The following is a 24,827-nucleotide window of genomic DNA, read 5'->3' as shown; positions in this document are numbered from 1 at the left end:
CCGGTGCCGGCCGGCCGCGGTGAAAGGACCGGCCGGCACCGGAGACGCTTCCGACGTCAGGCGTCAGAAGGCGGTGTTGCTCGACGTCCAGCTCACGCAGTTGGACGGCACGGAGACGGTGTCCTCCTCCATCTCCTGCAGGGCAAGGATCTGCTCCACGGTTCTCACCTCCCTCCCTCCGTGGTGTCGGTTGTGGCCGTCCGCGAATCGAGGTGGGGGAGGAACCCCGTACGCTCCCCGAACGCGGCGTTGAGGGCGAGCAGAACGCCCGCGGATCCGGTTGCCAGATCCATGGCCAACCGGCGCATGCGGAAGCCGGGGAAGACCAGGTGTCCGCGGTGCAGCCGGGCGTGCCAGGCGAGCCGGCGGGCCTGGTCGGCGATGGCCGGGCCGTCCTCGGCGAAGCCGAGCTCGGCCAGCGTCGCGATCATGCCGGCGCGGCCGCGGAACAGTCCCGCGTTGTGGACGCAGGCCGGCTGGCACGCGCGCCTGATGCCCTCGAGCGCCGCTCGCAGATCGGGGGCCGGGCGGTGCCGGAGTTGGTTGCGCAGGACGAAGGCCAGACCGTTGCTCCCGCCGTGCAGGTATGTCAGGTAGCGGATGCCGTCGAACAGGTGCACCGTGCCGTCGGGACGGGTCACGCACCGGTCGAGGTCGTGCCGTAGGGCCAGGTCGGCCAGGTCCAGGTAGCGGGGCTCGCCGGTCTGTGCGTGCAGGTGCTGGAAGAGCAGGGCCGGCCCGGTCGGGCCGTGCAGCAGGCCGAACGGCTCCGGCCCGCCGGGGGTCGCAGGGAACCCGTCCCGCAGGCGTTCGGCGAGGTCGTCGCCCAGGCGTATGGCGCGGGCCCGCATCTCCTCGTCGCCGGTCACCCTGGCGAAATGCAGGAGGTTCAGCGCGATGCCCGCCAGGCCGCTGTTGAGGTTCGCCGAGCGCGCCGCCTCGTCCAGCGGCCGGGAACGGTCGATCACGGTGAGTGCCGTCTCGCGGTGACCGAGGTGGTCAAGGACGAACGCCACCCCGTGTAGCCCGTCGTAGAGGCCCGGCAGGGGAGCGGGATCGTCGAGGGCCGCCTTCGCCAGCCACTCGACGTACTCCTGCGGAATCTCGGCACCCGCCTGGCCAAGGGCGTAGAGCACCCCCGCCGCCCCGTACCCGAGCGGGTAGCCGCCGATCGTCGTGGGAGTCGTGGGCGTCCCAGGAAAGAGCCGGTCCCGCCGATGCGGGCTCGCGACCGCATGGATGCCGCGGACGAGAGAGTCGCGGATCCTCGGCCAGTTCGCCTCTGGCCGGTCCAGCGCATGCCCGGCGGAGTCGGGGTCGGAGCACCCCAGTACGTGCACCAGGTTCGCGCCGAAATCGGGCGGCACCGGGTAGTGCCGGGTGACGGCCTCGGCCAGCGTCCGCACCTTGGCCCGCTCGTGATACGGCAGTGGGAGGAACAGCCACAGCCGCATCCTGCTGATCAGATGGTCGTGCGCCGCTGCTCCGCGGACGCCTGCGGGGACGCAGAACTGCGGGTCGTCGGCCGCCGGAGGACGGTCATCGCCGAGCGATGTCGCCGACTCGAGATCAACCAGTGCTATGCGCCCGTCCGGGCGGATCACGACGTTCTCGGGGTCGACTTCGCCCAGCCGAATCCCGCGACCGAGCAGTCCGTCCACCGCGTCGCGCAGCTTGTCCAGGATCTCCGTCGCCCATTTCGTGTACGTGGCGACGGCCCCGGACTCGCGTACGGCCTCCTGGTGAGTGAGCAACGGCAGGGTGGCGAGCACCGAAAGGTTCAGCCGCACGCCTTCGACGAATTCCTCGATCAGGAACCGGTGTTCGCCGAAGGTGCGGTAGTCGAGCAGTTCCGGCACGCATTCCAGGCCCGCGGCCTGCTCCAGCGCCGCGCGATGCCGGTCGAGCCGGGTCACCGCGTCCTCGCCGTGCTCGTCGAGACCCGCGTGCGGCCGGGCCTCCCGCAGGACGACCTGTGCGCCGGTCAGGCGATCCGCGCCCACATACGTGCCGCCGGCGTTGGTGATCGCCAGGACGCGCTCGATGCGGTACGGGAGAGCGCCTCGGACGGTTTCGCGCATCGCTCGCAGATCCGCCTCCAGCACCTCCGGGACGGAGATCCACTCAGGTGGACGGAACACCGGAGCGCTGTCCTCCACGACCGACCGGCCGTCCGGGCGGCGAAGTCCGCTCACCGGTTCGCCGTGCTCGTCGGTCTCGACGGCCGGGACGAATGAGCCGTACCGGCAATAGAGCGGGCCGGAGCCGTGCCGCAGCGCGCCCAGCACATAGGGGCCCGGCTGTCCTTTCACCAGGGCGTCCAGGTCGAGCAGCGCGGTCGTGAACCGCGCTTCGTCCACGGGGAACAGCGTGATCAGCCGGCCGCTTCGCCTGCGGTCGGCGCGCTTGGCGTTCAGCGCGCGGGCGGCCAGGCGGCTGCGGATGCCCTCGAATCCGATCGAGTGATGCAGGCAGTACCCGCCCACAATCTCGAGCGTGCGCTCGACGAGATGCTCGGCGACCGAGACATGGATCATCCACCCCTGTTCGGGCTCTGCCTCGGCGGACGGATTCAGGCGAACCCACCACCCGTTCTCTTCACGCCGCCAGCCCGCGGGCACATCCGCCGAGAAGAAGGAGAGACGGCTGTCCCCGTCGGGAATCCTGTCCGGAGCCTCGAAGAAATCCGGATCGGCGACATAGAACCGGTCGTAGTCGTTGACGTGCTTCACAGCAATCTCCCGCCCTCGCCGCGGTGCCTCTCGGCCGCTCCCTGAGAATGGCGAAGACGGCAGGCGCCGAGGTATCCCCAAGCTTCGGGGTTGACATCGTCCGGCGCGGGCGCGCCACCGTCCCGGCACGGCGCTCGCCGGGACCCGGGCGCGGCGGCTTCCGGTCGCCGGAGGGCGGCGCCGAGTAGCGCGACCAGCGGGGACACCCTGAACGTGCCGACCGAGGGGAAGGCCGCTGGAGGCCGGGGCCGGCACGGGAGCTCCCGCACGGAGTTCGTCGTCGCCGCCCCGGCCACGGGGAGCCGGGAGCCCGGGCCCCGCTTTGTCAACGGCTTGCGACATGATGGCGGGCCCGCGACCGTGACTTCGCGCCCCTTGCCGTCACCCTGGTGGGTAGGAGTTCGCTCGCTGAGCTTCTGAGCGTGGACTTCACTCGCCGAGTGCGCTCGGTGCCGTTGAGGGGATTCTCCATGGAACGCGTCATCGTCGGATTCGATGGCTCTCGCGGGGCGGCCCTGGCCTTGGCATGGGCGGCACACGAGGCCGAGTTGCATGGCGCGGAACTCCTCGCGTGGACTGTCCTGCCGCAACGACCGGTGGTCGAGGAGGCCGTCCTGAAGGCGATACGGCGCGCCGTACATGAGACCGGTGACATCCGCCGTGTCACCTGCCGGCTGGGATACGGCGCGGTCGCGGCCGAGCTGACGGGAGCGTGCACCGGCGACGACCTGCTGGTCGTCGGGTGTCGTGGTCGCAGCCAGTTCACCGGCATGCTGCTGGGATCGGTCAGCAGGGCGTGCCTGCATCACGCCCCCTGCTCGGTCACCGTCGTCCCCGACCGCCCGAAGGCGCAGCGCGCTCACGGTCGCGTCATCGCCGCCGTCGACGGATCGCTCCACGCCCGATTCGGGCTGCGCCAGGCGGGCCGAGAGGCCGCTCTGCGCGGCGCCGTCCTCCTCGTGGTCCACGCCGTGTACTGGGACCCTCTGGGCGTCGAGCTGATGACCCCTGGCGGCGAGCAGCTTCACGCGTGGGGTGAGAAGCTCGTGGCGGACGAGCTGAGCTCCGCCGGCCTGAGCGCGGAGGCCGTCGTCGTCGACGGTCACCCTGCCGAGGTCCTGACGCGCCTGAGCGCCGACGCCGACCTGCTCGTCCTCGGCTCACGGGGGCACAACCCGCTGTCCGGTTCGCTTCTGGGTTCCACCAGCGACTACTGCGCCCAGCACGCCGCCTGCCCTGTCATGATCGCCCGGCCGCCACGGACGGATACGTGACCGGCCCGGCAGCGGCAGCGCCGACCGCCTGCCGCCCGAGGGCGGCCGTGGCGTGAGTGGTCGACATCAGCCGGCGGCGGTGGCCGCGTGGCCGCGAAGCCAGATGGCGGTCTGCATGAGCCGATCGGCTCCGCGCCCGGTGTGACCTTCGCCCTTGCCCTCAGGGCCTTTCGCCCCTGTCCTAGCAGCTCGCCGGACGGATGGATGGGAGGTGAGGCATCCGTCGTGAAGAGTCGACGCCTGTGCAAGGAAGGTCGTCATGGAAGCCAAGCAGTGGACCGTACAGATCTACATCGATGAGGACGGAGACGACACCTCGGCCAAGGCCGTACTCATCACGAGGGACGGCATGAGCCTGTCAGGAACCGGGCGGGCACATCGCAACCCGGCTGATCAGGCGATCGCGGAGATAGGCGACGAGCTGGCCGCCTCACGCGCACTCGCCGATCTCGCCGACAAGCTCGCCGTCGTCACGCAGCACGACATCGACCGCTTCGTCGAGGCCCCGACGCCCAAGTGGTCTTGGTGAGCGGAGGCGTTCCGCGCCCGAAGGGGCGGCGTCATGGCCCGGCCGGAGCGCTGCTTCCCCTGCTCTCGGCAGGCGACCGGCTCGGGCCCATCGACGCCCGATCCGGGACCAAAGCCTCCTGCGCCGGGTGATCCCGGCTCCGATGCTGGAGCCATGACAGTGACGGATCGCGGGACGTTCCCGCTCACGATGGGGGTGGAGGAGGAGTTCATCCTTCTCGACTCGGACACCGGTGCGCTCGCGCCCGTGGCGTCGCAGCTGCCGGCCGACCTTGAGGGTCACGCCGGCATCAAACCCGAGGCGATGCGCTACCAGCTCGAGACCGTCACCGGCGTCTGCGCGTCGCTGGAGCAGGTGGCGCGTGAGGTCGCCCAGCGCCGGGAGATCGCGGCGGAGGCCGCGGAGCGGCTCGGCTGCCACCTGGTGGCCTCAGGGGTCGCACCCGGATGTCTTCCGGGACTGGCGCCGCTCACCGACCATCCGCGCTATCGGGAGCTGGCAAGGCGTTTTCCGAGGCTGGTGGCCACGACCGGCACCTGCGGATGCCACGTCCACATCGGCATCCCCTCGAGAGAGATGGGCCTGCAGGTGATCGGACGGCTGCGACCATGGCTGGCGACCTTGCTCGCCATCAGCGCCAACTCTCCCATCGCCGACCACCGGGACACCTCCTGGGCCAGCTGGCGATATCGCCGCTGGTCGCGGTGGCCGTCGGCGACTGCGCCCCGGGCCTGGCCCAGTGTCGAGGACTACGACGCGGAGGTGCGCGCGCTGATCAGGTCAGGCAAGATCCTGGACGAACGCTCGGTCTACTTCTACGCCCGGCTGTCGCCGCGCTACCCGACCGTCGAGGTACGCGTCATGGACACCTGCCTCAGCGCCGATGACACCGTTCTCGTCGCCGCGCTGGTGCGAGCGATGGTGGCCACCGCCATGGAGGACGTCCGGGCCGGCACGCCTGTCACGCCGCTTCCTGACCACCCGTCGCGGCTGCTCTGCGCGCCGCCGCGCGGTATGGACCGGGTGGGCTGACCGTGGCGCCTCCGGACCGCATCGCCCTGGCCGAGCCGGTCTCCACACGTCTGGCCGAGTTCGTCCAGCGCGGCACCGGCGCCGAGCGGCAGCGGGTGCTGTGGAACCGCTCCAGCAGCCTGCAGGAGTTCGCGAAGCTCATGGCCGACGCCACTCTCGGCTCGGCCGTTCCCGCCCCGTCCAGAAGCGAATACGTGGTCTGAGACGGGTCACGATCCGTCGACGCCGTTGACCCGATCCCCTGCGGGCCGGCAGGAGGTGTGTCATGAAAGCCGCGATCGCCTGGATCATGTGTCGTGTCCGCCGGTACCGGCCGGACGACAACGCGCTGAGGCGGCCTTCCGACCGGCTGGAGGCGGCCGCCCTGGCCGTGACGGCCATCCTGCTCGTCCTGAGCGTCTGGCCTGCCGTCCTCGTGGCCGAGCACGTCTCCGAACAGGAGCGCAAGGACGCGGCCGAACGGCACCATGTCTTGGCGACGCTGCTGGAGGACGCGCTCGCCATACCGCTGTCGCTCGGGCGCGGAGCCTCGCCAGGCAAGCGGGTCGCCGTGCGATGGGTGACGCCCGAGGGGGAGCAGCGCACCGGAACGGTTGCGCTCCAGAAGGCCGCCGGCAAGGGTTCCACGGTGAGGGTGTGGATCGACGGCGCCGGTGAACTGACCACGCCCCCGCCCACACCCGGCACGATCGGCTTCACATCCATCAGCACGGCCGTCCTCGTCGTGATGGGCGCGGCATGGGTGCTGTACGGGTGCCTTCTGGGGTTCAGGCGGGCGCTGGACCGGCGACGGTACGCCGACTGGGACCGCGCCTGGGCGCAGGCGAACGCCCGCTGGCGCCGTCCACATCAGTCATAGGCTGGACGATCTCCGTGAGGGCACGGGTCGCTCGGGCCGAAGGTCCTTCGAATTCGGGACCTCCGACTCGTACCACCCTGTGGCCAGATCGAGAAGCTGGAGGAAGGAGAAGAGGAGGCTGCCATGCCTGACCTGAGTTCGATCGTCGTGGGGACAGACGGATCCGAGCCGGCGACGAAGGCGGTCGAATGGGCCGCGGCCGATGCCGCCCGTAGGGGGCTGGCACTGAGAATCGTCCACGTATGCGAGCGCTGGGGCGTTCCGGAGGAGAGGGGGTACTGCGAGGGAGCGCTGGCGGCGGCCGCCGACCATGCCCGCCTCTCCGGTCCCGGTGTGGAGATGACGACAGAGCTGCTGCCCGGGCACGTCGTCGAGACGCTCGTGCGGGAGTCCGCCACCGCCGACTCCGTCGTGCTGGGCAGTCGAGGGCTCGGTGGGTTCGGCGCTCTGCTGCTGGGCTCGGTCGGGCTGGCGGTCGCCGGGCACGCGGAGGCGCCGGTCGTCATCGTGCGCGAGCCGGAGAGGCCGGAGCGCGGGGAGGTCGTGGCGGGCTTCGACGGGTCGGAGCACTCCGAGGCGGCTCTGGACTACGCGCTTGAGCAGGCGTTGGCGCGAGGTGTTCGGCTGCACACCGTCTATGCGTGGCAGATGCCGGTGGCCGGGCCGCATGCGGCCGGCTCCGGCGAGATCATGGCTCGGGCGGCCGACGACGCGTCGGGCATCGCGCGTGAGCGGCTGGCCCGGTGGCGTGACGAGCACGGTCACATCGAGGTCAAGGAGTCGTTCGTGTGCGAGCACCCGGTCGCCGCGTTGGTCGACGCCTCCAAGACCGCCGCCCTGCTCGTGGTCGGATCCCGGGGAATGGGCGGGTTCGCCTCCGCCGTGCTCGGCTCCGTCAGCCACGGGGTGCTGCACCACGCCCACTGTCCCGTCGCGGTGGTCCGCCCGCGCAAGGAGGCGTCATGACCGTCGGGATGTCGCGGGGACGATGGACGCGTCAGGCGCCGCCCCAGATCGGCAGGTCGGCTGCGACGTCGTTGCGCCTCCACGTCAGCTGATCGTTGACGGCGACGACGCCGTCAACGCTCTCGGCGGCGCGCACGGTTCAGGCGTGGTGACGACCGCGGGCGAGGTCATCAGTTCGCGTGCGGTCTCCTCACCTGTCGCCTTTCGCGGGCTGCCCGTTCGATGCCGCAGTGACCCGGACGATGCCGGGGACTGTTCTGGTGATCACGTCGGCGACGTCATCGGCGGGTCCGGTCAGCTCGGCGATCCCGTCGTGGACGGTCACCTCGAGGCCGGGGTACTGCTCGCGCAACGCCGCGAGCACGTCGTCGCGCAGGCTGGAGTCGGGACGGGCGAGCATCGCCGTCAGGTCGCGCCTGCTGACGATTCCGACCAGCGCGTCCCCTCGGATCACCGGCAGGCTCTTGACCCGCAGGCCGACCATGAGCTCGATGGCGGTGGTGACGTCGGTGGTCTCCGTCAAGGTGATCACCTTGCCGCTCATCACCTCGCCGACGGTCGGCGGCGGCGGCTCGTCCAGCCCGTTCACCGGACGCAGTCGTGCGCGGGGGTCGGGCTCGAACTCGCCGCGCAGCAGGTCCAGCTCGCTCACGATGCCGATCACCCGGCCGGTGTCGTCGACCACGGGAGCCGCGGTGACGTCGTGGTGGTGGAGCAGGCGGACGGCCTGCCGTACCGGGTCGGTCCTGCGGACCGTGACCACGGGGCTGGTCATCACTTCTCGGACGAGCATGACTAGCGCCCGTCCCAGACGGGTGTGTCGTCCTCGTCCCAGGTCAGGTTGTCGACCACGTCGACGACGCCGTTGACACGCTGGGTCATCCTGGCCGCGATCGCGGCCGAGCTGCGCCGGTCCATGTGCCCGTTCAGCGTGACGATCCCGTGGTCGACGGTGACCGTGACCTGTGAAGGATCGTTCCACAGGGCGCGTTCGAAGACGTCCTCCCGTACGTCCTTGGCGATCTCCTCATCATCCCTGACGAAGGTTCTCAGCAGGTCGCGTCTGCTGACGATGCCGACCAGGCAGCCGTCGTCGTCACGGACGACCAGCCGCTTCAGGTCGTGCTCATCCATCAGCCGTGCGGCCGCGACGACCGTGGCCTCTCTGGAGATCGACACGGCGGGCGCGCTCATCAGCTCGTAGGCGGTGTCTCCCGTCGCCTTGCGCTCGGCGTCGCGATGGCGCCGTCTGACCCGCAGCGGGGGACGGTAGCCCTCGCGGTAGAACAGCTCGCGGAACTCCTCCTTGCGGAGCAGGTCCGCCTCGGAGATCACCCCGGCGACCCGGCCGTCGGCGTCCACGACGGGCACGGCGCTGATGCCGTGCTGGATGAGGGTCTCGGCGACGTCCTTGAACGGGGTGTCGAAGTCGACGGAGATGACCTGGCGGGTCATGACATCTTCCACTCTGGTGCGCATGATGTGTGTCCTCCTTCGGTTCTCGCAGGTAGGCCGAGCGCTCGGAGCACCTGTCGACCAGCTCGTGCAGCGCCTGCCGGTCGGTGGGCGCGAGAGGCCGCACATGGGCGATGTCGCCGTCACGCAGCAGCACGTCACAGCCGTCAGTCATGCTGAACCTCTCCTGTCGCGGGGCGCGGCACACGGGGCCGTCCGAGCGGAGCGAACATGGCACACCTCCCGCTTCCCACGCTCCCCAGAACGGAGGTGGATGGGGAGTGCCGTAGGACCCCCGAGCAGAGGGCGAAGGTCCCTATCCCTCGGGCTGGGCGGCAGCGAGCCTGGCAGGTATGACGCGGGTGTCCACGACCAGGCCGGGGCTCAGCGCCGGCGAGGCCGCCGAGAGGTTGGCCGTCGAGGGGCCGAACGTCCTGCCCAAGGCCTCGCACACATCGGCAGCGGTCCTGCTGTCGCGCCTGCTGGCCACGGCCTCCGGCACGGCCTTCGCCGCCGTGGTGCTCGGCCAGTTCGCCAACGCGTGGGCCTGCCGCAGCGAGTCCCGCCGGATCGGCCGGATAGGCCTGCTCGGCAACCCGCTGCTGATCGCCGCTGTCGCCTTCGAGGTCGGTGTGCTCCTGCTGTTCGTCGGCCTGGCCCCGCTCGCCGGGCTGCTCGGCGGCTCCTTCCCCACCCCGGCCGGCTGGGCGCTGGCGAGCCTCGCCATACCCGCCGTGATCCTCGCGGACACCACTCACAAGACCTGGAGGCACCGCCATGAACGTCATCGTGGGATATGACGGCTCCGACTATTCGATGCAGGCTCTGGACTGGGCCATGGACGAGGCTGAGCTTCGCAAGCTGCCACTCACCGTCGTGCACGCCTGGCAGTGGCCGTACGGAGAGGCCGACGAGGAAGCCAAGTCTCACCTGCGCAAGGCCGCTGACCACGTGCTGTGGCACGGTGCCGAATGTGCCCGGCACGCCGGCTCGGTCGGCAAGGTCGAGACCGACCTGTACGAGGGTTCGGCCGTCGAGCGGCTCGTGACCTTGTCAGAGCAGGCCGAGCTGGTCGTCGTCGGCTCGCGCGGCATGGGTGGGCTTCCGCTCGCCGTGCTCGGCTCGGTGGCGACGCAGGTCGCGACGCTCGCGAGCTGCCCCGTCGTCGTCGTCCGCGGAGCGGGACCGCTGCCCTCACCGGCACATCCCGGCCCTGTCGTCGTGACCGAGATGGAGGAGGCCGTGCTGGAGTTCGCCTTCAAGGAGGCGTCTCAGCAGCGGCTGCCCCTTCTCACGCTCGCGCCGCTTCCCGAGAACTGGAGTGGCCGATACCCGGACGTCCCGGCGAAGGCCGGAACCGAGGTACCGCAGAATGCCAGCCTGCTGGTGGCGGGCCGTCCCCGGCACGGCCACCTCGGTCGCCTCGCCGACGCGCTGCTGCGCGAGGCCCGCTGCCCCGTCGCCGTCGTCCCGCTGTCACGGGAGGTCACGCCATGAGCCGCGGATCCACGCTCAAGGACCGCGAATCGCTCCCGGCCACCGACGACGCCGGCACCAGGTGTGTCGTGGTCGGCGTGGACGGCTCCGCTGCGGCACGGGATGCGCTGACCTGGGCCGCGGAGGAGGCCGCGCGGCGGCAGGCGGCCTTGGTGATCGTGCACGCATGGGAGAGCCCGTCGCCGTATCGGGCGCCCTACGCGCCCGCGTCCGTGTGGGTCGGGCCGGAGTGGGCGCGAGACGAAGGGAGAGCTCTTCTCGACCGGATGGCGGCCATCGCGTCCCGCGTGTGCCCGTGGTCGGCAGTGGAGAGGCGTCTGGTCGAAGGCCGCCCTGCGGAGGCGCTGCTGGCGGCTGCCGAGGGCGCGGACCTGCTGGTCCTGGGGGCTCGGGCGCAGATGGCGGGCGACGGCAGGCTCGGCGCGACGGTGCTCGCCTGCCTGCGATGGCCGCCATGTCCGGTGGTCATGGTGCCCGTCGTGCCGCTGGAGACGGCAGCACGCTCCGAGCCCGCTGCTTCGAGGCTCCACGGCACGTGCCTGTGATACGGCGACGGTCCAACGCCTCCGGCAGGAAGGGTCTTGTGGCTCTGCCGTCCACGCGACGGGGCTTGGAACGCTTGTCGTGGACAAGGAGGTGGGCAGGATGAGACTGACCTGGAAGGACGCCGTGGCCACGACGCTGGTGTGCGCGATCGTGGTGGTCTACGCCCTGTTCGTCGCCGGAGCCGACCTGCCTGTCATCCACCATGTGGGCGGAACCACCAGCGTGATCGTGATGCTCGGGACGGTCGCGGGGTGCGAGATGAGCAGAGGAGACCTCTACACGAGGCCACGCTCGCCCGCCACGCTCCTCTACATCGTCCTGGCGTGCACGTTGGGAATCGCGGCTCTGCTGTCCAGCGTGATCGCACTCGTCACGGCCAGCGAAACCGCGCTGCTGGTGCTCTTCGCCGCCACGGTCGCGCTGTGGCTGATCTCAACGGTGCGGCATGCGGTGACTCGTGTTCCTGCTGTTGATCGGCCCGTCCGCCGCTTGGCCAGGTAGGCGGGCACTCGGCTCGGCCTACCTGGGCCGAAACCCGACGCGTCACAGTGGACCGCTGACCAGGGGCGGGTGAAACCTGAGGGTATGAGGCAGTTGAGCGCCCTGGACGCGCAGTTCCTCAACTTCGAGACCGACACCAACGTCGCCAACATCGGAGGGCTGGCGATCCTCGAGACGAGCCTGTCCAGAGAGGCGATCCTGGCCCGGCTGAAGGACCGCCTGGCCGGGACGCCGCAGTTGAGGCAGCGGCTGGCACCCGTCCCGCTCGGCCTGGATCACCCTTACTGGGCCGACGACGCCGCACTCGACCTCGACTACCACGTGCGTGAGCTCGCCCTCCCGTCACCCGGCGACGACAGGCGGCTGGGTGAACAGGTGGCGCGGCTGCACGAGCGGCGGCTGGACCGCGGGCGCCCGTTGTGGGAGATGTACCTGATCCACGGGCTGGCCCAGGGCCGCTCCGCGATCTACACCAAGCTGCACCACGCCGCCGCCGACGGGCTGACCGGCGCCCGGGTCCTGGCCGCTGTCATGGACCCCGCACCTGCCCCCGTCACCTACGATCCCGAGACCGCGCCGGATCTCCTGCACATGCTCGCCAGGAGTGCGCGACACGCCGCCGCCAATCCCGTGCACCTGCTGAAGTTCCTGGCCGAGGTGGCGCCTGCGCTCGACCAGCTCCCCATCGTCTCCCGGCTTCCTGCCGCCGGATGGCTGGCCAGGCTGGTCCGTCCCGGATCGCTGCCTGACCTGCCGGACTTCGCGGCTCCGCACACACCGCTGAACGGCGCGGTGTCGGCCCATCGGAGCTACGCCTTCGTCGAGCTGCCGCTGGAGGAGATCAAGCGGATCAAGGACGCTCGGGGGGTGAAGGTGAACGATGTCGTGCTCGCGCTGTCGGCTTCAGCGCTGCGGCGCTGGCTGCTCGCGCATGAGGCGCTTCCAGACGTGCCGTTGGTCGCCGGCGTGCCGTTCTCCCTCCGGGGGAGGGACGGCGAGCGGCTCGCCAACCAGGTGACGCTCATGATGATCCGGTTGCCGACGCATGTGGCCGACGCTACTGAGAGGTTGAGACTGGTCGCCGAGGCGATGCGGCAGATCAAGGATCGGTTCGACCTGGTGTCGGCGAGCTGGTTGAGGGAGTTGAGCGAAAGCGTGCCCGCCCCCCTCAACGCACTGGCGGACCGAGCGGCGTTCGAGGTGGTCGGCAGGACGATCCCGCCTGTCAATGTGATCGTTTCCAACGTCCCAGGGCCGCAGTTTCCGCTGTACATCGCGGGGGTCAGGCTGCTGGCACACCATCCGGTGTCGGTGGTCACGGATGTGAGCGGAGCCGTGAACATCACGGTCTTCTCCTACGACGGTCGCCTCGGCATAGGGGTCACCGCCTGCGGGAGGCTGGTGCCCGACGTGTGGGCCTATGCCGACTACCTGCGCGAAGCGTTGGACGAGCTCACGATCTGTCAGGGCAGGGGCACGGCGCCGGAAGCCCACTCGCCATGACCGCCTCCTGCCTGCGCGGCGCGATTACGTCCCAGGTAATCGTGATGATTCCCTTTTGCCGCTAGCGTTCGCTGCATGGGAGCGCTTGCCGTACATGACGAGACATTTGGTGACCTGCTGCGGTCCTGGCGCCAGCGGCGTCGGGTCAGCCAGCTCGACCTGGGCATCGAGGCCGAGGTGTCGGCCCGGCACATCAGCTTTCTGGAGACGGGCAGGGCCAAGCCCAGCAGGGACATGGTGATGAGGCTGGCGGAGGAGCTGGACGTGCCGCTGCGCCACCGCAACAGGCTGCTCGTGGCGGCCGGGTTCGCCCCCGTCTTCCCCGAGCGGGAGGTGCGGGCGCCGGAGATGCAGGTGGTACGGCAGGCGCTGGACAAGATCCTGGCCGGGCACGAGCCGTACCCCGCGCTGGTCGTGGACGCGGCGTGGGACCTGGTGGCGGCCAACGCGGCGGCGGCGATGTTCATGGAGGGCGCACCGGCCGAACTGCTGAAGGAGCCGATCAACGTGATGCGGCTGTCGCTGCACCCGGAGGCGATGGGCGGGCGGCTGGTCAACCTCGCCGAGGTGCGGGCCCACCTGCTGCACCGGCTGAGGCGGCAGGCCGAGGCCTCGGGTGACGGGCGGCTGGCCGAGCTGCACGACGAGGTGGCGGCCTACACCTATCCGGGCGTGGACCTGAACGTGGCGCACGCCCCAGGGATCGCCGACATCATGGTGCCGTTGCGGATCAGGCACGGTGACAGGATCCTGTCGATGTTCACGACCATCGCGACCTTCGGGACGCCGGTGGACGTGACGGTGTCGGAGCTGGCGATCGAGACGTTCTGGCCGAACGACGAGGAGACGGCCGCCGTCTTCCGCTGACGCCCGCGACCCACCGGTCGTCCGGGACGACGCCCGGGGTCAGTGCTCGCCCTGGGCGATGTCGCGGTGGATGCGGGTCGCCGGGACGCCGGCCGTCTGCAGTCTGAGCACCGTCTCGTGCACCATCGCGGGGGGCCCGCACACGTACACCTCGTGCTCGGCCCACGAGTGGAAGCGCTGCATCACCTCGGGCAGGTGCCCGCGCATCCCGTCGTAGGACGGCTGGTCCGACACCACCGGCAGCACCCGCAGCCAGGGGAAGCCCGACTCCATGCGGATCAGGTCGGGCAGGTCGTACAGCTCGGCGGCGGTCCGAGCGCCGTACAGCAGGTGGATGTTGGGCCGCCTGCCCGAGGTGATGATGTGGTCGATGATCGCCTTGATCGGTGCGAGCCCGGTCCCGCCGGCCACGCACAGCACGTCCCTTCCGCCCGCCTCGTGCGGGATCATCGTGCCGATCGGCGGCCCGAGCATGATGGTGTCACCGATCCGCGTGTGCCGTACCAGCGTGGTCGAGACCCAGCCGCCCGCCACCCCGCGCACGTGCAGCCTGATCGTGTTGTCCTCGCGCGGCGCGTTGGCGATGGAGAAGGTGCGCCAGACCCGCGGCCAGCGCGCGGTCTGCACATTGATGTACTGGCCCGCGACGTACGGCAGGCGCTGCGTGGGCTTGAGCGTGAGGACCGCGATGTCTTCCGTGCGCTGCTCGTGGTCGATGACGTCGGCCAGCCACCAGGCGGGCGAGACGCCCGAGTCGGCGTCGGCGGAGTCGATCATGAGGTTGGCCGCGGCCGTGTACGCGGCCACCCAGGCGGCCTCGATCTCGGCGGTCCAGATGTCGGCGGCGAAGCGTCTGACGGTGGCCAGCAGGGCGTTGCCCACCGCGGTGTAGTGTTCGGCGATCACGCCGTACTTGCGGTGGTCGCGGCCGAGCTGGCCCAGATAGGAGGCGAGGCTGTCCGGACTGTCCAGGCTCCACACGATCCGGGTCAGCGCGCTGAAGAGCCGGTCGCGCTGGACGTCCATGGCTGGCGGGAACATCCCTCGCAGGTGCGGGTTCTCCGCGAACAGCCGGCCGTAGAAATAGGCCGCCGCCTTGTCGGCGACGGGTTCGATGACGGAGAAACTCTCCTTGACGAGGCGCGGATTCAACGACATGCCTTTTGACCCACCCTTTGACCAGAATGCTATTCCAGTCTGTCGTTCCACCTCCCTGACGGCTCCGGGTTGCGAGCGTCTGGACAGCCCCGGCTCCTCCATACGCTCATTTCGGAGTGTTACACCGGCTCCCTGGAGTCACAACCGTTTCACCTCAATACGGTGCGAATCTGAACTATCCGTAACGGTACCGTTATTTTCTGCAACCAGGAGTCGATACATTGGGGGCGAGAAAAGTGAATGCGTATCGCATTCACGCTTCGTGAAAAGTCGGCGCGTTCGCGGAGTCGTCTTTCCGCGCCGCCGGGCCTCCCGCCCCGGCCAGGCGGTAGCGGACGCTCGTGCCTGGCGAACCGGCTGGGCGGACCGGGCGCCGTGATCGGGTGCGCCGGAAGTGACAGCACTGATACCCGGGATAGGTGACATAACCGAAATCGCGTGCGCCATGATGGACCAGGAACCTGGTCGCCATCTTCGACGTGGGTCGCCCGTCCTCCTGCTTGCCCTCTGGAGCGCGCATGTCTCGACCGCTGATCGGCATCACCGCCTACTTCGAGGCCGCCCGCTGGGGCGACTGGGTGAGGGAGGCCGTCCTCGGGCCGCCCTCCTACGCGAAGGCGGTCGAAAGGGCGGGAGGCGCGCCCGTCCTGCTGCCCCCGCTCAACCTGCACGCCATCGACGCCTACGTGAGGGGCCTGAACGGCATCGTCCTGGCCGGAGGCGCCGAAGTGGCCGGCTCCGTCTACGGGGCCGACCAGGACGACAGGGTGGCCGAGCCGCAGCCGCACCGCGACAGGTTCGAGCTGGCGCTGGCCCGCGCAGCCGTCCAGGCCGACGTGCCGATCCTCGCGGTGGCGCGCGGCATGCACGTGCTGAACGTCGCCCAGGGCGGCACGCTGATCCCCTGGCTGCCCGACGTCCTCGACCACGAACGGCACGCCGCGCACGGCCGGCCGCACGTCATCCAGGTGAGCGTCTCCAGCAAACTGGGCAAGGCGCTCGGCGACCGGATCGAGGTGACCGCGCCGCACCACCAGTCGGTCAAGCGGCTCGGCAACGGCCTGCTGGCGGTCGCGTGGGCCGACGACCAGATCGTCGAGGGCATCGAGTTGCAGGGGCACAGGTTCGGCGTCGGCGTCCAGTGGCACCCCGAGCGGGGCGAGGATATGCGACTGTTCGAGGCACTCGTGGAGGCCGCCCGATACTGATGAGAAATGGGGTGGCTCATGAGTAAGCTCGGATCATGAGCTTGCATCCCCAGGCCAGGGCTTATCTGGAGCTCTACCCCTCCGACCTCGGCCTCGACCCTGCGAGCCTGGGCCAGGCGGAGATCGAGCGGATGCGCGCCGCCGACGGCCTGGCCGACAGGCGCGGCCCGCTGACGCGCCTGCCGTTCGTGCGTGACGCGCTGGCCGACGACGTGCCGATCAGGGTCTACCGGGCCGATCCTGGCGACCACACCCTGCCTGTCATCGTCTACTTCCACGGCGGCGGCTGGGTGTTCGGCAGCGTCAGGCGCAACGACGCGCTCGGCAGGGACCTTGCCGTCAGGACCGGCGCGGTGGTGGTCTCGGTCGACTACCGGCTCGCGCCCGAGCACGCCTTTCCCGCCGCCGCCGACGACGCGTGGACCGTGGTGCGCGACATCTTCGCCCGCCCCGCCTTCTACCAGAGCAACGGCCGCGTCGCCGTGATCGGCGACAGCGCGGGCGGCAACCTGGCCGCGGTGGCCGCGTGGCAGGCGCGCGACGCCGGGCTCACCCTGGCCCACCAGGTGCTCGTCTACCCGATCACCGACGTGGCCATGGACACCGCCAGCTACCGCGACCACGCCAAGGGCTACGGGCTCGACGCCGAGGAGATGGCCTGGTTCGTGGAGCGGTACGCCGCCGCGGCCGACCCTCTCGACCCGCGGCTGTCCCCGCTGCGCCTGCAATCCTGCGCGGGCCTGGCGCCGGCGACCGTGGTGACCGCCGAGCACGACGTGCTGCGCGACGAGAGCGAGGCGTACGGCGCGCGCATGGCGGCCGAGGGCGTGAGCGTCGAGGTGCGCCGCTATCCCGGCATGGTGCACGGCTTCTTCGGCCTGCCCGGCTGGTTCGACCAGGCGGAGGAGGCCCGCGCGTTCGTCGCGGACAGGCTCAGGGCGGCGCTGGCGTCGTGAGCGGATTCGACGGCTACGACAAGCTCAAGGTCGACTGGGCGGCCGACGGCGTCCTGCGGATCACGATCAGCGAGCCGAGCAGGCTGAACGCGGTCGACATGACCGGCCACCGCGAGCTGGCCGAGATCTGGCGCGACCTCGACCGTGACGAGGGGGTGCGCGCCGTCCTGGTCAGGGGCGAGGGCGCGGCCTTCTCCGCCGGAGGGGACCTGTCGATGATCGAGGAGATGACCCGCGACCACGCCACCAGGCTGCGCGTGTTCACCGAGGCCCGCGACATCGTCTACAACGTGCTCAACTGCTCCAAGCCGGTGGTCAGCGCCATCCAGGGCCCGGCGGTGGGCGCGGGCCTGGCCGTCGCGCTGCTGGCCGACATCTCCGTCGCCGGCCGTACTGCCCGCATCATCGACGGGCACACCAGGCTCGGCGTCGCGGCGGGCGACCACGCGGCGATCATCTGGCCGCTGCTGTGCGGCATGGCCAAGGCCAAGTACCACCTGCTGCTGTGCGAGCCCGTCACCGGCGAGCAGGCCGAGCGGATGGGCCTGGTGAGCGTCTGCGTCGACGACGCCGAGGTCCACGACAAGGCCATGGAGATCGCCGTACGGCTGGCCGAGGGCTCGCAAGAGGCCATCAGGCTGACCAAGTACTCGCTCAACAACTGGCTGCGCATGGCGGGGCCGACGTTCGACGCCTCCCTCGCCATGGAGTTCCTCGGCTTCTCCGGGCCCGACGTGCAGGAGGGCGTCAGGGCGCTCCGCGAGAAGCGCCCCCCTTCCTTCTCCTGACCCGCACGGGTCAGAAGCTTCTGGGCAGCCCCAGCACCTGCGTGGCCAGGTAGTTCAGCAGCAGTTCCTCCGTCACCGGCGCCACCTTGCCGATCCGCGCGTCCGTCAGCAGCCGCGCCACCGGGTACTCCAGCGAGTAGGCCATCCCCCCGTGCGTCTGGAACGCCGCGTCGGCCGCCTCCCATGCCGCCTGCGACGCGGTCAGCTTGGCGATGTTGGCCTCGGTGCCGCACGGCAGCTGCCGGTCGAAGGACCACGCCGCCTTGTACAGCATCAGCCTGGCCAGCTCGATCTTCGCCTTCACCTGGGCGAGAGGGAAGGCGATCGCCTGGTTCGAGCCGATCGGCCGCCCGAACACCTCCCGCTCCTTGGCGTAGCTCACCGCCACCCGCAACGCCACCTCCGCACCGCCCAGCGCGGAGGCCGCCAGCAGGATCCGCTCGGGGTTGAGGATGTCCCACAGCACGATGGCGCCCTGGTCGATCTGGCCGACCGCGCTGGAGGCCGGGACCCGCAGGTCGTCGAAGAAGACCATGTTCGACGGCGTGGTGTTGGCGCCCATCTTGGGGATCGGCCGGAACGACAGCTGCCCGGCGGCCACCGCCTCCGGCACGTTCACCAGGAACACCGTCATGCCGTTGGTGCGCGGCCTGGCCTCGGCCGCCGGGATCGTCCTGGTGACCAGCATCATCCAGGTGGCCCGCTGGACGCCGGTGATCCAGATCTTCTGCCCGTTGATCACGTAGTCGCCGCCGTCGCGCCTGGCCGAGGTCGTGATCGCCAGCGAGTTGGAGCCCGCGTCGGGCTCGGTCAGCGCGAAACACGTCTCGATCTCGCCCGTGGCCAGCTTGGGCAGCAGTTCGGCGCGCTGCTGCTCGTTGCCGTGCCTGGCCAGGGTCAGCGCCCCGAAGCCGGGCGTGAGCACGTAGGTGAAGGCCGATCCGCCCGCCGCTCCGGAGGCCGCCAGCGTCTCGGTCGCGACCGCCAGCTCCAGCAGCCCCTGCCCGCCGCCCCCGAACTCCTCGGGTACGGCCAGGCCGAGCCACCCGCCTTTGGCCAGCTCCGCCCACACCTCCTCGGGCCACCGTTTGTCGGCCTCGCAGCGCTGCCAGTAGTCCATGTCGTAGCGTGCGCAGATGTCCCCGACGCCCTTCTGGACGGCAAGCGCGCTCTCGGGAAGCGTGAAGTCCACGTGATCACTCCATTCTCGTTGCGTGCGCAATCGTAGAACGAAGTTCTGTACCTTCGACAGAGCGAAACGGCCGAGATCACTGACGTGACGGCGACCGGCCGGAGTCCCGCTGGAGCACGCGTGATGGACGGGCGGTCACCGGTGACCACGGTGGCCTCGGCCGTGCGAAGCCGTAGGAAGAGAGAACGCCGTACGGCGGAGAGAGCCGTACGGCGGAGAAAAAGGACGGTCAGCGCGGCCGGCGCGCGTGCAGCACAAACGCCGGCGGGGTGTTGCGCCAGACCGTGCGACCCAGGACGACCTCCTCGAACCGCTCGCCGAGCAGCGTCCGGAAGCGGCGCGCCGAGGCCAGCGGCATCGCGTGCACGTAGGAGAACGTCGTGAAAGCCCCGGAGGGGCACAAGATGGAAGTGACCGCGCCGAGCAGCTGCCGCTGCAGCTCCTCGGGGAAGGCCGCCCACGGCAACCCGCTGACCACCACGTCGGCCCTGACCAGATTGCGCTCGCGCAGCAGGTCGGGCAGGCGCGCCGCGTCGTCCTGCGCCACGTCCACCCGGGGGAAACGGTCGGCGAGCAAGGTGGCGAGCTTCGGGTTCAGCTCGACCGCCAGATGGTGGCCGCGCCCGTTCAACCTGCGCTGGATCTCCGCCGTGAAAGGGCCGGTGCCAGGACCCAACTCGACCACGGTCGGCTCGCCGCGCTCGGGCACGGGCGTGCAGACGGTCTCGGCCAGCCGCCGGGAGCTCGGCGCCAGGGCGCCGATCGTGCCGGGCGAGCGCATGAACTGGCCGAGGAACAACGTGGTGTCGTTGGGCATGTGACAACGTTACGGTGCGGGGTCAAGACTCATCCTCCATCTTACGGGCGGATGTCCGGCCACTTGGAGGATGCGAACTCCTCCGTCGGGAGGATCGAGCAGGTCGCGCCCGTCGATACGGTTGTGCCATGCGATGGCGTGGTCTGGCACCGGACGTGCTGCTCGCCGTCTCCGGAATCGCCCTCGACCTGCTGATGTCGGGCAAGGCAGGCGGTCCGCAGTCCGAGTGGCGCGTCCCCCTGTTCGCGGTGCTGGTCGGCGCCCCCATGGGGCTGGTACGCCACCGGCCCGTCCACGTCAGCCTCTACCTGGTCGGCTTCCTCGTCTTCACCGACCAGATCGGCTCCTTCACCTCCAACACCGCGCAGATCCTGCTGTGCGTGGCGATCGGCGCCACCGGCTACCACCGCGGCTGGCTCGCCACCCTGGGGGTCGTGGCCGCGGGCGCGCTGGCCACCGGGCTCAACATCGCCGACCCCGGCATCGCCTTCACCCGCAACGCCTGGTTCTACTCCGTCGGCATCGCCCTGCTGCCCGCCCTCGTCGGCCGCTACCTGCGCGGCCCCGCAGGACGGCTCGAAGCACCCGAGATCACCCCGGACGTGCTGCTGGCGGGCGCGGGGGTGGCGGTGGCCGTCCTCGGGACCTGGCCCTCCTGGCACACCGGCAGCCAGCCCGCATGGGTGATCGGCTCCTTCGTCGTGGCGGCGGGCCTCGCGCTGGGGGTGGCCAGGCGGCTGCCGGCCGCCGTGTTCGCGGTGGAAGGGGCGCTGCTGCTGAGCGCGCACCAGTTCATCCCCGCGACCACCGGCACCATCCAGGTCGCGATGCTGACCGCGGTCGGCGTGTTCGCGATGCGGGTCGCCTCCTGGTTCTGGAACCTCGTGGTCTACGTCACCGCCAGCTCGCTGGCCGCGATGGTGGTGGTCAACGGCGAGGGCAACGTCACCGCGCTCAGGGTGGTCCTGCTGCTGGTGGTCGTCGCCACTCCCATCGCGATCGGCAGGTACGCCGGGGCCAGGCAGTCGGCCGCCGAGGCCGAGCGGCTGCGGGTGCGCGAGTCCGAACGGCTGGCCATCGCGCAGCTGCGCGCCGACCAGCTGGCCGAGCGCGAGCGCCTCGCCCGCGAGGTGCACGACATCGTCGCCCACCACGTCGGCGCCATGGTGCTGCGGGCCTCCGCCGCCCGCTACGCCGCGCCCGACGGCCCCGTCGCCGACGCGCTCGCCGACATCAAGGAGACGGGTCACCAGGTGCTCGAGGACCTGCGCGGCCTGCTCGACGTGCTGCGCGACCCGGCCGGCGACGCCGTACTGCTGGCCGACCCCGCCGACGTGGTCGCCGAGTCGGCCGAGCGGATGAGCGCCGCCGGGCTGATCGTCGACCTCGACCTCGACCCCGCGCTCGGTGAGGCGCCGCTGGTGGCGAGGGCCTCGGCCGCGCGCATCGTCCAGGAGGGCCTGACCAACGTGCTCAAGCACGCGGGCCCCGGCACCGCCGTCAGGGTCGGGCTGGCCGCAGGCGACGGCGAGCTGGTCGTCGAGGTCGCCAACGGCCGTCCACCCACCATCCGCGAGCCGCTGCCGTCCTCGGGCCAGGGTCTGGCCGGCATGCGCGAACGGGCCAAGGCCCTGGGCGGCACGCTGACCGCGGGTCCCGACGGCGGCGGCTGGCGCCTGGCCGTGACCCTTCCCTACCCCCAGGCCACGATGGCGACGACCAAGGTGACGACGTGATTCGAGTGGTGGTGGCCGACGACCAGGCCCTGGTGAGGGCGGGCGTCCGCATGTTGCTGCAGGCGACGGGCGACATGGAGGTCGTCGGTGAGGCCGACGACGGCGCGGAGGCGGTCCGTCTGGCCGAGCACCACAGGCCCGACGTCGTGCTCATGGATCTGCGCATGCCACGGGTCGACGGGCTCGAGGCGATCAAACGGATCCTGGCCGCCCAACCGGCCGCGAAGATCGTCGTGCTGACCACCTTCGCCGACGACTCCAACGTCTACGCCGCGCTGCGCGTCGGCGCGCTCGGGTTCCTGGTCAAGGACGACGAACCCGAACGCATGGTCGACGCCGTGCGCAGGGCCGCCTCAGGCGAGCAACTGCTCGCGCCCTCCGTCCTGCGCAGGGTCGTCGAGCGGGCGCTGGCCGCCGAGCAGCAGACCACGCCCACCCCCGCCGGGCTCACCGAGCGCGAGCTCGAGGTGCTCGCCCTGGTCGGCACCGGCCTGTCGAACGCCGAGATCGCCGACCGCCTCCACGTCGGCGTCACCACGGTCAAGACTCATGTCGGCTCGGCCATGGAGAAGCTCGGCCTGCGCAACCGCATCCAGGCCGCGGTCGTCGCCCACCGCATCGGCCTGGTCGACGCCGCCTTCCGCCCGGTGCGCCATCCGCCCAGGGGCTGATCGGGGGGTCACCCGGCAGGCTGACGACCCCGCCGGGCCCGCCCGGCCACGATGTGGTCCTCACCTCAGAAGGAAGGACCACCCTCATGCACGACGTGACCTCAGCCACGTCCGTCCCCGTCTCGTCCGGGCTGCTCTACACCCTGCGCGTGCTGGTGCTCGCCCACGCCGTCTCGCTGCTGGTGGCGGCCTCGTTCGCCGGGCAGGCGCTGGTCTACGGCGACACCTCGCTCGTGGCCGACCTCGCGACGGCCGAGACCCATGTCATGATCGGCATGGTCGCTCACCTGGTCGGCCTGCTCCAGGTGATCGCCGCCGTCCTCTACTGGCGTCCCGGCAGGGGCGCGGGCTGGCCCGCCCTCGCGAGCCTCGCCCTGTTCCTGCTCGGCATCGCCCAGCACTTCCTGCTGATCTTCGTCGGCCTCGGCGCGCACGTTCCCAACGGCGTGCTCATGTTCGGCCTGCTGGCCCTCACCACGGTGTGGGCGTGGTCGCCCTCGGCCGCGCGGCGCCGATAGGCTTTGGCCATGTTCGTGAAGATCTGCGGGTTGAGCGAGCCCGAGCACGTCGAGGCGGCCGTCGAGGCCGGCGCCGACGCGATCGGGTTCGTGATGACCCGGAGCCCGCGCAGGGTGAGTCCCGCGCGGGCCGCCGAGCTGGCCGCGCAGGTCCCGGCCCACGTGCTGACCGTCGGCGTCTTCATGGGCGAGCCCGTCGAAGAGGTACGGCAGGCCGCCACGGCCGCAGGGGTGCGGGCCGTCCAGCTGCACGGCCGTCACCCGCACGCGGACTTCACCGCGCTGAAGGACCTCGGTCTCACGCTCGTGCGCGCCGTCCCGGCCGACGCCGACCTGCGGACAGGGGCGTTCGACGAGGACCTGCTGATCGTGGACGCGCCCAGGGCCGGCGCCGGCGAGCCCTGGGACTGGGCGGCCGTCCGCGGCGGCCCCTCGGGCCACTGGCTGCTGGCCGGCGGCCTCGATCCCGGCAACGTACGGCAGGCGATCGCCGCGGCGCAGCCGTGGGGCGTCGACGTCTCCAGCGGCGTGGAGGTCTCCAGGGGCGTGAAGGACTCCGCCCTCATCCGCGCCTTCCTCCAGGCCGCCCGCGCCTGAGACTTCGGTCGCCTCCCCTCCTTTCAGGGGATGAGCGGAGAAGTCCTCCTTCCCGCCGAGGTTTCCATGATCACTGGCATGCCATAGTGAGCCCGTCCGGAAACTTCGCGAGAAGGGCGACAGGATGGCGTGGAAGAGGATGGCCGCACTGGGCCTCGGGGCGCTGCTCGTCTTGGCCGGCGTCGCTCCGGCCGCGCACGCCGCAGGACCGGGGCTCGACAGGAAGGAGCTGCGGCGCACGCTCGAGGAGGTGCCCAAGGGCGGCGTCGCCGGGGCCTACTCCGCCGTCCGGGACGGATGGCGGCACTGGCGCGGCGCGGCGGGCCTGGCCGACCTGGAGGCAGGGCGTCCCACGCGGCCCGCCATGTACCACCGGATCGGCAGCATCACCAAGACCTTCGTCGCCACCGCCGTCCTGCAGCAGGTCGAGCAGGGCAAGGTACGGCTGGACGCCCCCGTCGAGGAGTACCTGCCCGGGCTGCTGCCCGACCGGCGCGTCACCGTCAGGATGCTGCTCAACCACACCAGCCACCTCGGCGACTACGACACCGCGCTGATCACCGGCCCCGACAGCCTCGAAGAGATGCGCGTGCGGCAGTTCAGCGACGAGGAGCTCATCCGCCTCGGCCTCGGCGTCGGCCCGTCGGGGGAGCCGGGCGACTCGCCGGGCAGCTACTCCAACACCAACTACATCGTGCTCGGCCTGCTGCTCGACAAGGTCACGGGGATGTCCGCCGAGCGCTACATCACCCGCCACGTGATCCAGCGGGCGGGACTGTCGCACACGTTCTTCCCGAACACGCCGGAGCTGCCCCGCCCGCACGCGAAGGCGTACACGTCCTTCTTCGGCTCCTTCCCGCTCAGGGACTTCAGCACGTTCAACATGTCGTGGGGCGGCACGGCGGGCGCGATGGTCTCGACGATGGAGGATCTCAACCGCTTCTTCCGCGCGCTGCTCACCGGCGGGTTGATCGGCCAGGACCAGCTCGCGGAGATGCGGAGGACGGGTCCGATCACGCCGGGGCCGGGGGTCCCCGTCACCTTCGACTACGGCCTCGGCCTCATCGCCTACGACACGCCCTGCGGGAAGCTGTGGGGGCATGACGGCGGCGTCATCGGCATGGCGACGCTGTCGCTCAGCACCGAGGAGGGCGGCAGGCAGGCCTCGTCCGGCATCAACACGACCTGGCACCCGGGGACCGAGGCGGGCACGCAGGCCTGGGCCGCGCACACCGTGGGCGCCGTGTGCGGGACCACCGGCAGGTTCACGGCCACCGACGCCAAGAATCTGCTGCTCGACGCGAGCGCGCCCGTGAAGCGCTGACCTCAGGCGTACCCCGGTCTCGCGGTCCCGGTCTCGCGGTCCCGGCCTCCCGGTCCCGGGACCGCGACGACGGCCGGCCCGCGCCGCCCGGCCCCTGCGGC

At 70.8% G+C, this 24,827-nt stretch carries 26 protein-coding genes; 20 read left to right on the top strand and 6 right to left on the bottom strand.

The genetic code is table 11. The features are described 5' to 3' along the window. Positions 1–164: 164 nt before the first annotated feature. Positions 165–2,732, bottom strand: a complete 2,568-nt coding sequence (gene lanKC / locus ACFSKW_RS02135) for a class III lanthionine synthetase LanKC (protein ID WP_379568511.1) — start codon at positions 2,730–2,732, stop codon at positions 165–167. 470 nt (positions 2,733–3,202) lie between these two features. Here lanKC and ACFSKW_RS02130 point away from each other — a divergent pair, with 470 nt between their 5' ends. The 6 genes from ACFSKW_RS02130 (at position 3,203) to ACFSKW_RS02105 (ending at position 7,392) form a co-directional block, all read left to right on the top strand. Continuing rightward, positions 3,203–4,006, top strand: coding sequence for a universal stress protein (locus ACFSKW_RS02130; protein ID WP_379568509.1), 804 nt, complete (start codon positions 3,203–3,205; stop codon positions 4,004–4,006). Positions 4,007–4,265: 259 nt separating this feature from the next. After that, positions 4,266–4,535 (top strand): DUF1876 domain-containing protein, encoded by a 270-nt coding sequence (locus ACFSKW_RS02125; RefSeq protein ID WP_379568507.1) that lies wholly within the window; start codon positions 4,266–4,268, stop codon positions 4,533–4,535. Positions 4,536–4,688: 153 nt separating this feature from the next. Beyond that, positions 4,689–5,567 carry a carboxylate-amine ligase gene (locus ACFSKW_RS02120; RefSeq protein ID WP_379568505.1) on the top strand — a complete coding sequence of 293 codons (879 nt, stop codon included), beginning with the start codon at positions 4,689–4,691 and terminating at the stop codon, positions 5,565–5,567. A gap of 2 nt (positions 5,568–5,569) precedes the next feature. Beyond that, on the top strand, positions 5,570–5,770 hold the full coding sequence (locus ACFSKW_RS02115) for a hypothetical protein (protein ID WP_379568503.1): 201 nt from the start codon (positions 5,570–5,572) through the stop codon (positions 5,768–5,770). Between the two features lie 62 nt (positions 5,771–5,832). After that, positions 5,833–6,426: an Rv1733c family protein gene (locus ACFSKW_RS02110; protein WP_379568501.1), complete on the top strand. Its 594-nt coding sequence runs from the start codon at positions 5,833–5,835 to the stop codon at positions 6,424–6,426. Positions 6,427–6,549: 123 nt separating this feature from the next. Then, positions 6,550–7,392 carry a universal stress protein gene (locus ACFSKW_RS02105; RefSeq protein ID WP_379568499.1) on the top strand — a complete coding sequence of 281 codons (843 nt, stop codon included), beginning with the start codon at positions 6,550–6,552 and terminating at the stop codon, positions 7,390–7,392. Between the two features lie 190 nt (positions 7,393–7,582). Here ACFSKW_RS02105 and ACFSKW_RS02100 read toward each other — a convergent pair whose 3' ends face one another. Both ACFSKW_RS02100 and ACFSKW_RS02095 read right to left on the bottom strand, forming a co-directional pair. Beyond that, a complete protein-coding gene (locus ACFSKW_RS02100; protein WP_379568497.1) occupies positions 7,583–8,185 on the bottom strand; it encodes a CBS domain-containing protein in 603 nt (200 codons plus the stop codon). 2 nt (positions 8,186–8,187) lie between these two features. Continuing rightward, a complete protein-coding gene (locus tag ACFSKW_RS02095; protein WP_379568495.1) occupies positions 8,188–8,871 on the bottom strand; it encodes a CBS domain-containing protein in 684 nt (227 codons plus the stop codon). A gap of 329 nt (positions 8,872–9,200) precedes the next feature. Here ACFSKW_RS02095 and ACFSKW_RS02090 point away from each other — a divergent pair, with 329 nt between their 5' ends. From ACFSKW_RS02090 to ACFSKW_RS02065, 6 genes are all read left to right on the top strand, one after another. Then, positions 9,201–9,647: a cation transporting ATPase C-terminal domain-containing protein gene (locus ACFSKW_RS02090; protein WP_379568493.1), complete on the top strand. Its 447-nt coding sequence runs from the start codon at positions 9,201–9,203 to the stop codon at positions 9,645–9,647. Beyond that, positions 9,625–10,344 (top strand): universal stress protein, encoded by a 720-nt coding sequence (locus tag ACFSKW_RS02085; protein WP_379568491.1) that lies wholly within the window; start codon positions 9,625–9,627, stop codon positions 10,342–10,344. The genes ACFSKW_RS02090 and ACFSKW_RS02085 overlap by 23 nt, the downstream gene beginning before the upstream one ends. Continuing rightward, the gene (locus ACFSKW_RS02080; protein WP_379568489.1) at positions 10,341–10,889 is read left to right on the top strand and encodes a universal stress protein; all 549 of its coding nucleotides are present in this window, start codon (positions 10,341–10,343) and stop codon (positions 10,887–10,889) included. Before ACFSKW_RS02085 ends, ACFSKW_RS02080 begins: the two co-directional genes overlap by 4 nt. A 100-nt stretch (positions 10,890–10,989) precedes the next feature. After that, positions 10,990–11,391 (top strand): hypothetical protein, encoded by a 402-nt coding sequence (locus ACFSKW_RS02075; RefSeq protein WP_379568487.1) that lies wholly within the window; start codon positions 10,990–10,992, stop codon positions 11,389–11,391. 84 nt (positions 11,392–11,475) lie between these two features. Continuing rightward, positions 11,476–12,894: a WS/DGAT/MGAT family O-acyltransferase gene (locus tag ACFSKW_RS02070; protein WP_379568485.1), complete on the top strand. Its 1,419-nt coding sequence runs from the start codon at positions 11,476–11,478 to the stop codon at positions 12,892–12,894. A 75-nt stretch (positions 12,895–12,969) separates the two neighbouring features. Continuing rightward, a complete protein-coding gene (locus ACFSKW_RS02065; protein ID WP_379568483.1) occupies positions 12,970–13,761 on the top strand; it encodes a helix-turn-helix domain-containing protein in 792 nt (263 codons plus the stop codon). A gap of 39 nt (positions 13,762–13,800) precedes the next feature. Here ACFSKW_RS02065 and ACFSKW_RS02060 read toward each other — a convergent pair whose 3' ends face one another. Next, positions 13,801–14,919, bottom strand: a complete 1,119-nt coding sequence (locus ACFSKW_RS02060; RefSeq protein ID WP_379568481.1) for a globin domain-containing protein — start codon at positions 14,917–14,919, stop codon at positions 13,801–13,803. Positions 14,920–15,437: 518 nt separating this feature from the next. Between ACFSKW_RS02060 and ACFSKW_RS02055 the strand changes: the two genes are divergently transcribed. The 3 genes from ACFSKW_RS02055 to ACFSKW_RS02045 are packed head-to-tail and all read left to right on the top strand — an operon-like array spanning position 15,438 to position 17,871. Further along, positions 15,438–16,127: a gamma-glutamyl-gamma-aminobutyrate hydrolase family protein gene (locus ACFSKW_RS02055; RefSeq protein WP_379568479.1), complete on the top strand. Its 690-nt coding sequence runs from the start codon at positions 15,438–15,440 to the stop codon at positions 16,125–16,127. Positions 16,128–16,162: 35 nt separating this feature from the next. Beyond that, a complete protein-coding gene (locus ACFSKW_RS02050) occupies positions 16,163–17,083 on the top strand; it encodes an alpha/beta hydrolase (protein WP_379568477.1) in 921 nt (306 codons plus the stop codon). Next, positions 17,080–17,871 carry an enoyl-CoA hydratase/isomerase family protein gene (locus ACFSKW_RS02045; protein ID WP_379568475.1) on the top strand — a complete coding sequence of 264 codons (792 nt, stop codon included), beginning with the start codon at positions 17,080–17,082 and terminating at the stop codon, positions 17,869–17,871. Before ACFSKW_RS02050 ends, ACFSKW_RS02045 begins: the two co-directional genes overlap by 4 nt. A gap of 10 nt (positions 17,872–17,881) precedes the next feature. Here ACFSKW_RS02045 and ACFSKW_RS02040 read toward each other — a convergent pair whose 3' ends face one another. Both ACFSKW_RS02040 and ACFSKW_RS02035 read right to left on the bottom strand, forming a co-directional pair. Further along, on the bottom strand, positions 17,882–19,063 hold the full coding sequence (locus ACFSKW_RS02040) for an acyl-CoA dehydrogenase family protein (RefSeq protein WP_379568473.1): 1,182 nt from the start codon (positions 19,061–19,063) through the stop codon (positions 17,882–17,884). A gap of 229 nt (positions 19,064–19,292) precedes the next feature. Next, the gene (locus tag ACFSKW_RS02035; RefSeq protein WP_379568471.1) at positions 19,293–19,880 is read right to left on the bottom strand and encodes a class I SAM-dependent methyltransferase; all 588 of its coding nucleotides are present in this window, start codon (positions 19,878–19,880) and stop codon (positions 19,293–19,295) included. Between the two features lie 128 nt (positions 19,881–20,008). Here ACFSKW_RS02035 and ACFSKW_RS02030 point away from each other — a divergent pair, with 128 nt between their 5' ends. The 5 genes from ACFSKW_RS02030 (at position 20,009) to ACFSKW_RS02010 (ending at position 24,726) form a co-directional block, all read left to right on the top strand. Then, positions 20,009–21,616, top strand: a complete 1,608-nt coding sequence (locus tag ACFSKW_RS02030) for a sensor histidine kinase (RefSeq protein ID WP_379568469.1) — start codon at positions 20,009–20,011, stop codon at positions 21,614–21,616. Continuing rightward, positions 21,613–22,287, top strand: a complete 675-nt coding sequence (locus tag ACFSKW_RS02025) for a response regulator (RefSeq protein ID WP_379568467.1) — start codon at positions 21,613–21,615, stop codon at positions 22,285–22,287. The genes ACFSKW_RS02030 and ACFSKW_RS02025 overlap by 4 nt, the downstream gene beginning before the upstream one ends. An 86-nt stretch (positions 22,288–22,373) precedes the next feature. Then, positions 22,374–22,805: a hypothetical protein gene (locus ACFSKW_RS02020; RefSeq protein WP_379568465.1), complete on the top strand. Its 432-nt coding sequence runs from the start codon at positions 22,374–22,376 to the stop codon at positions 22,803–22,805. Between the two features lie 9 nt (positions 22,806–22,814). Continuing rightward, positions 22,815–23,402: a phosphoribosylanthranilate isomerase gene (locus ACFSKW_RS02015; RefSeq protein WP_379568463.1), complete on the top strand. Its 588-nt coding sequence runs from the start codon at positions 22,815–22,817 to the stop codon at positions 23,400–23,402. Between the two features lie 124 nt (positions 23,403–23,526). Further along, on the top strand, positions 23,527–24,726 hold the full coding sequence (locus tag ACFSKW_RS02010) for a serine hydrolase domain-containing protein (protein WP_379568461.1): 1,200 nt from the start codon (positions 23,527–23,529) through the stop codon (positions 24,724–24,726). The last annotated feature ends 101 nt before the right edge of the window (positions 24,727–24,827 follow it).

The organism is Nonomuraea mangrovi (genome assembly GCF_042681425.1).
Classification (GTDB): domain Bacteria; phylum Actinomycetota; class Actinomycetes; order Streptosporangiales; family Streptosporangiaceae; genus Nonomuraea; species Nonomuraea mangrovi.
Note: the sequence above shows the minus strand (reverse complement) of the source record. Positions and strands in the feature narration are given on the sequence as shown.

Bases quoted from the DNA above. Each gene is read 5' to 3' on its own strand.
- ACFSKW_RS02130 (WP_379568509.1), top strand. From the start codon at position 3,203: ATGGAACGCGTCATCGTCGGATTCGATGGCTCTCGCGGGGCGGCCCTG.
- ACFSKW_RS02125 (WP_379568507.1), top strand. From the start codon at position 4,266: ATGGAAGCCAAGCAGTGGACCGTACAGATCTACATCGATGAGGACGGA.
- ACFSKW_RS02120 (WP_379568505.1), top strand. From the start codon at position 4,689: ATGACAGTGACGGATCGCGGGACGTTCCCGCTCACGATGGGGGTGGAG.
- ACFSKW_RS02110 (WP_379568501.1), top strand. From the start codon at position 5,833: ATGAAAGCCGCGATCGCCTGGATCATGTGTCGTGTCCGCCGGTACCGG.
- ACFSKW_RS02105 (WP_379568499.1), top strand. From the start codon at position 6,550: ATGCCTGACCTGAGTTCGATCGTCGTGGGGACAGACGGATCCGAGCCG.
- ACFSKW_RS02100 (WP_379568497.1), bottom strand. From the start codon at position 8,185: ATGCTCGTCCGAGAAGTGATGACCAGCCCCGTGGTCACGGTCCGCAGG.
- ACFSKW_RS02095 (WP_379568495.1), bottom strand. From the start codon at position 8,871: ATGCGCACCAGAGTGGAAGATGTCATGACCCGCCAGGTCATCTCCGTC.
- ACFSKW_RS02090 (WP_379568493.1), top strand. From the start codon at position 9,201: ATGACGCGGGTGTCCACGACCAGGCCGGGGCTCAGCGCCGGCGAGGCC.
- ACFSKW_RS02085 (WP_379568491.1), top strand. From the start codon at position 9,625: ATGAACGTCATCGTGGGATATGACGGCTCCGACTATTCGATGCAGGCT.
- ACFSKW_RS02080 (WP_379568489.1), top strand. From the start codon at position 10,341: ATGAGCCGCGGATCCACGCTCAAGGACCGCGAATCGCTCCCGGCCACC.
- ACFSKW_RS02075 (WP_379568487.1), top strand. From the start codon at position 10,990: ATGAGACTGACCTGGAAGGACGCCGTGGCCACGACGCTGGTGTGCGCG.
- ACFSKW_RS02070 (WP_379568485.1), top strand. From the start codon at position 11,476: ATGAGGCAGTTGAGCGCCCTGGACGCGCAGTTCCTCAACTTCGAGACC.
- ACFSKW_RS02065 (WP_379568483.1), top strand. From the start codon at position 12,970: ATGGGAGCGCTTGCCGTACATGACGAGACATTTGGTGACCTGCTGCGG.
- ACFSKW_RS02060 (WP_379568481.1), bottom strand. From the start codon at position 14,919: ATGTCGTTGAATCCGCGCCTCGTCAAGGAGAGTTTCTCCGTCATCGAA.
- ACFSKW_RS02055 (WP_379568479.1), top strand. From the start codon at position 15,438: ATGTCTCGACCGCTGATCGGCATCACCGCCTACTTCGAGGCCGCCCGC.
- ACFSKW_RS02050 (WP_379568477.1), top strand. From the start codon at position 16,163: ATGAGCTTGCATCCCCAGGCCAGGGCTTATCTGGAGCTCTACCCCTCC.
- ACFSKW_RS02035 (WP_379568471.1), bottom strand. From the start codon at position 19,880: ATGCCCAACGACACCACGTTGTTCCTCGGCCAGTTCATGCGCTCGCCC.
- ACFSKW_RS02030 (WP_379568469.1), top strand. From the start codon at position 20,009: ATGCGATGGCGTGGTCTGGCACCGGACGTGCTGCTCGCCGTCTCCGGA.
- ACFSKW_RS02020 (WP_379568465.1), top strand. From the start codon at position 22,374: ATGCACGACGTGACCTCAGCCACGTCCGTCCCCGTCTCGTCCGGGCTG.
- ACFSKW_RS02015 (WP_379568463.1), top strand. From the start codon at position 22,815: ATGTTCGTGAAGATCTGCGGGTTGAGCGAGCCCGAGCACGTCGAGGCG.
- ACFSKW_RS02010 (WP_379568461.1), top strand. From the start codon at position 23,527: ATGGCGTGGAAGAGGATGGCCGCACTGGGCCTCGGGGCGCTGCTCGTC.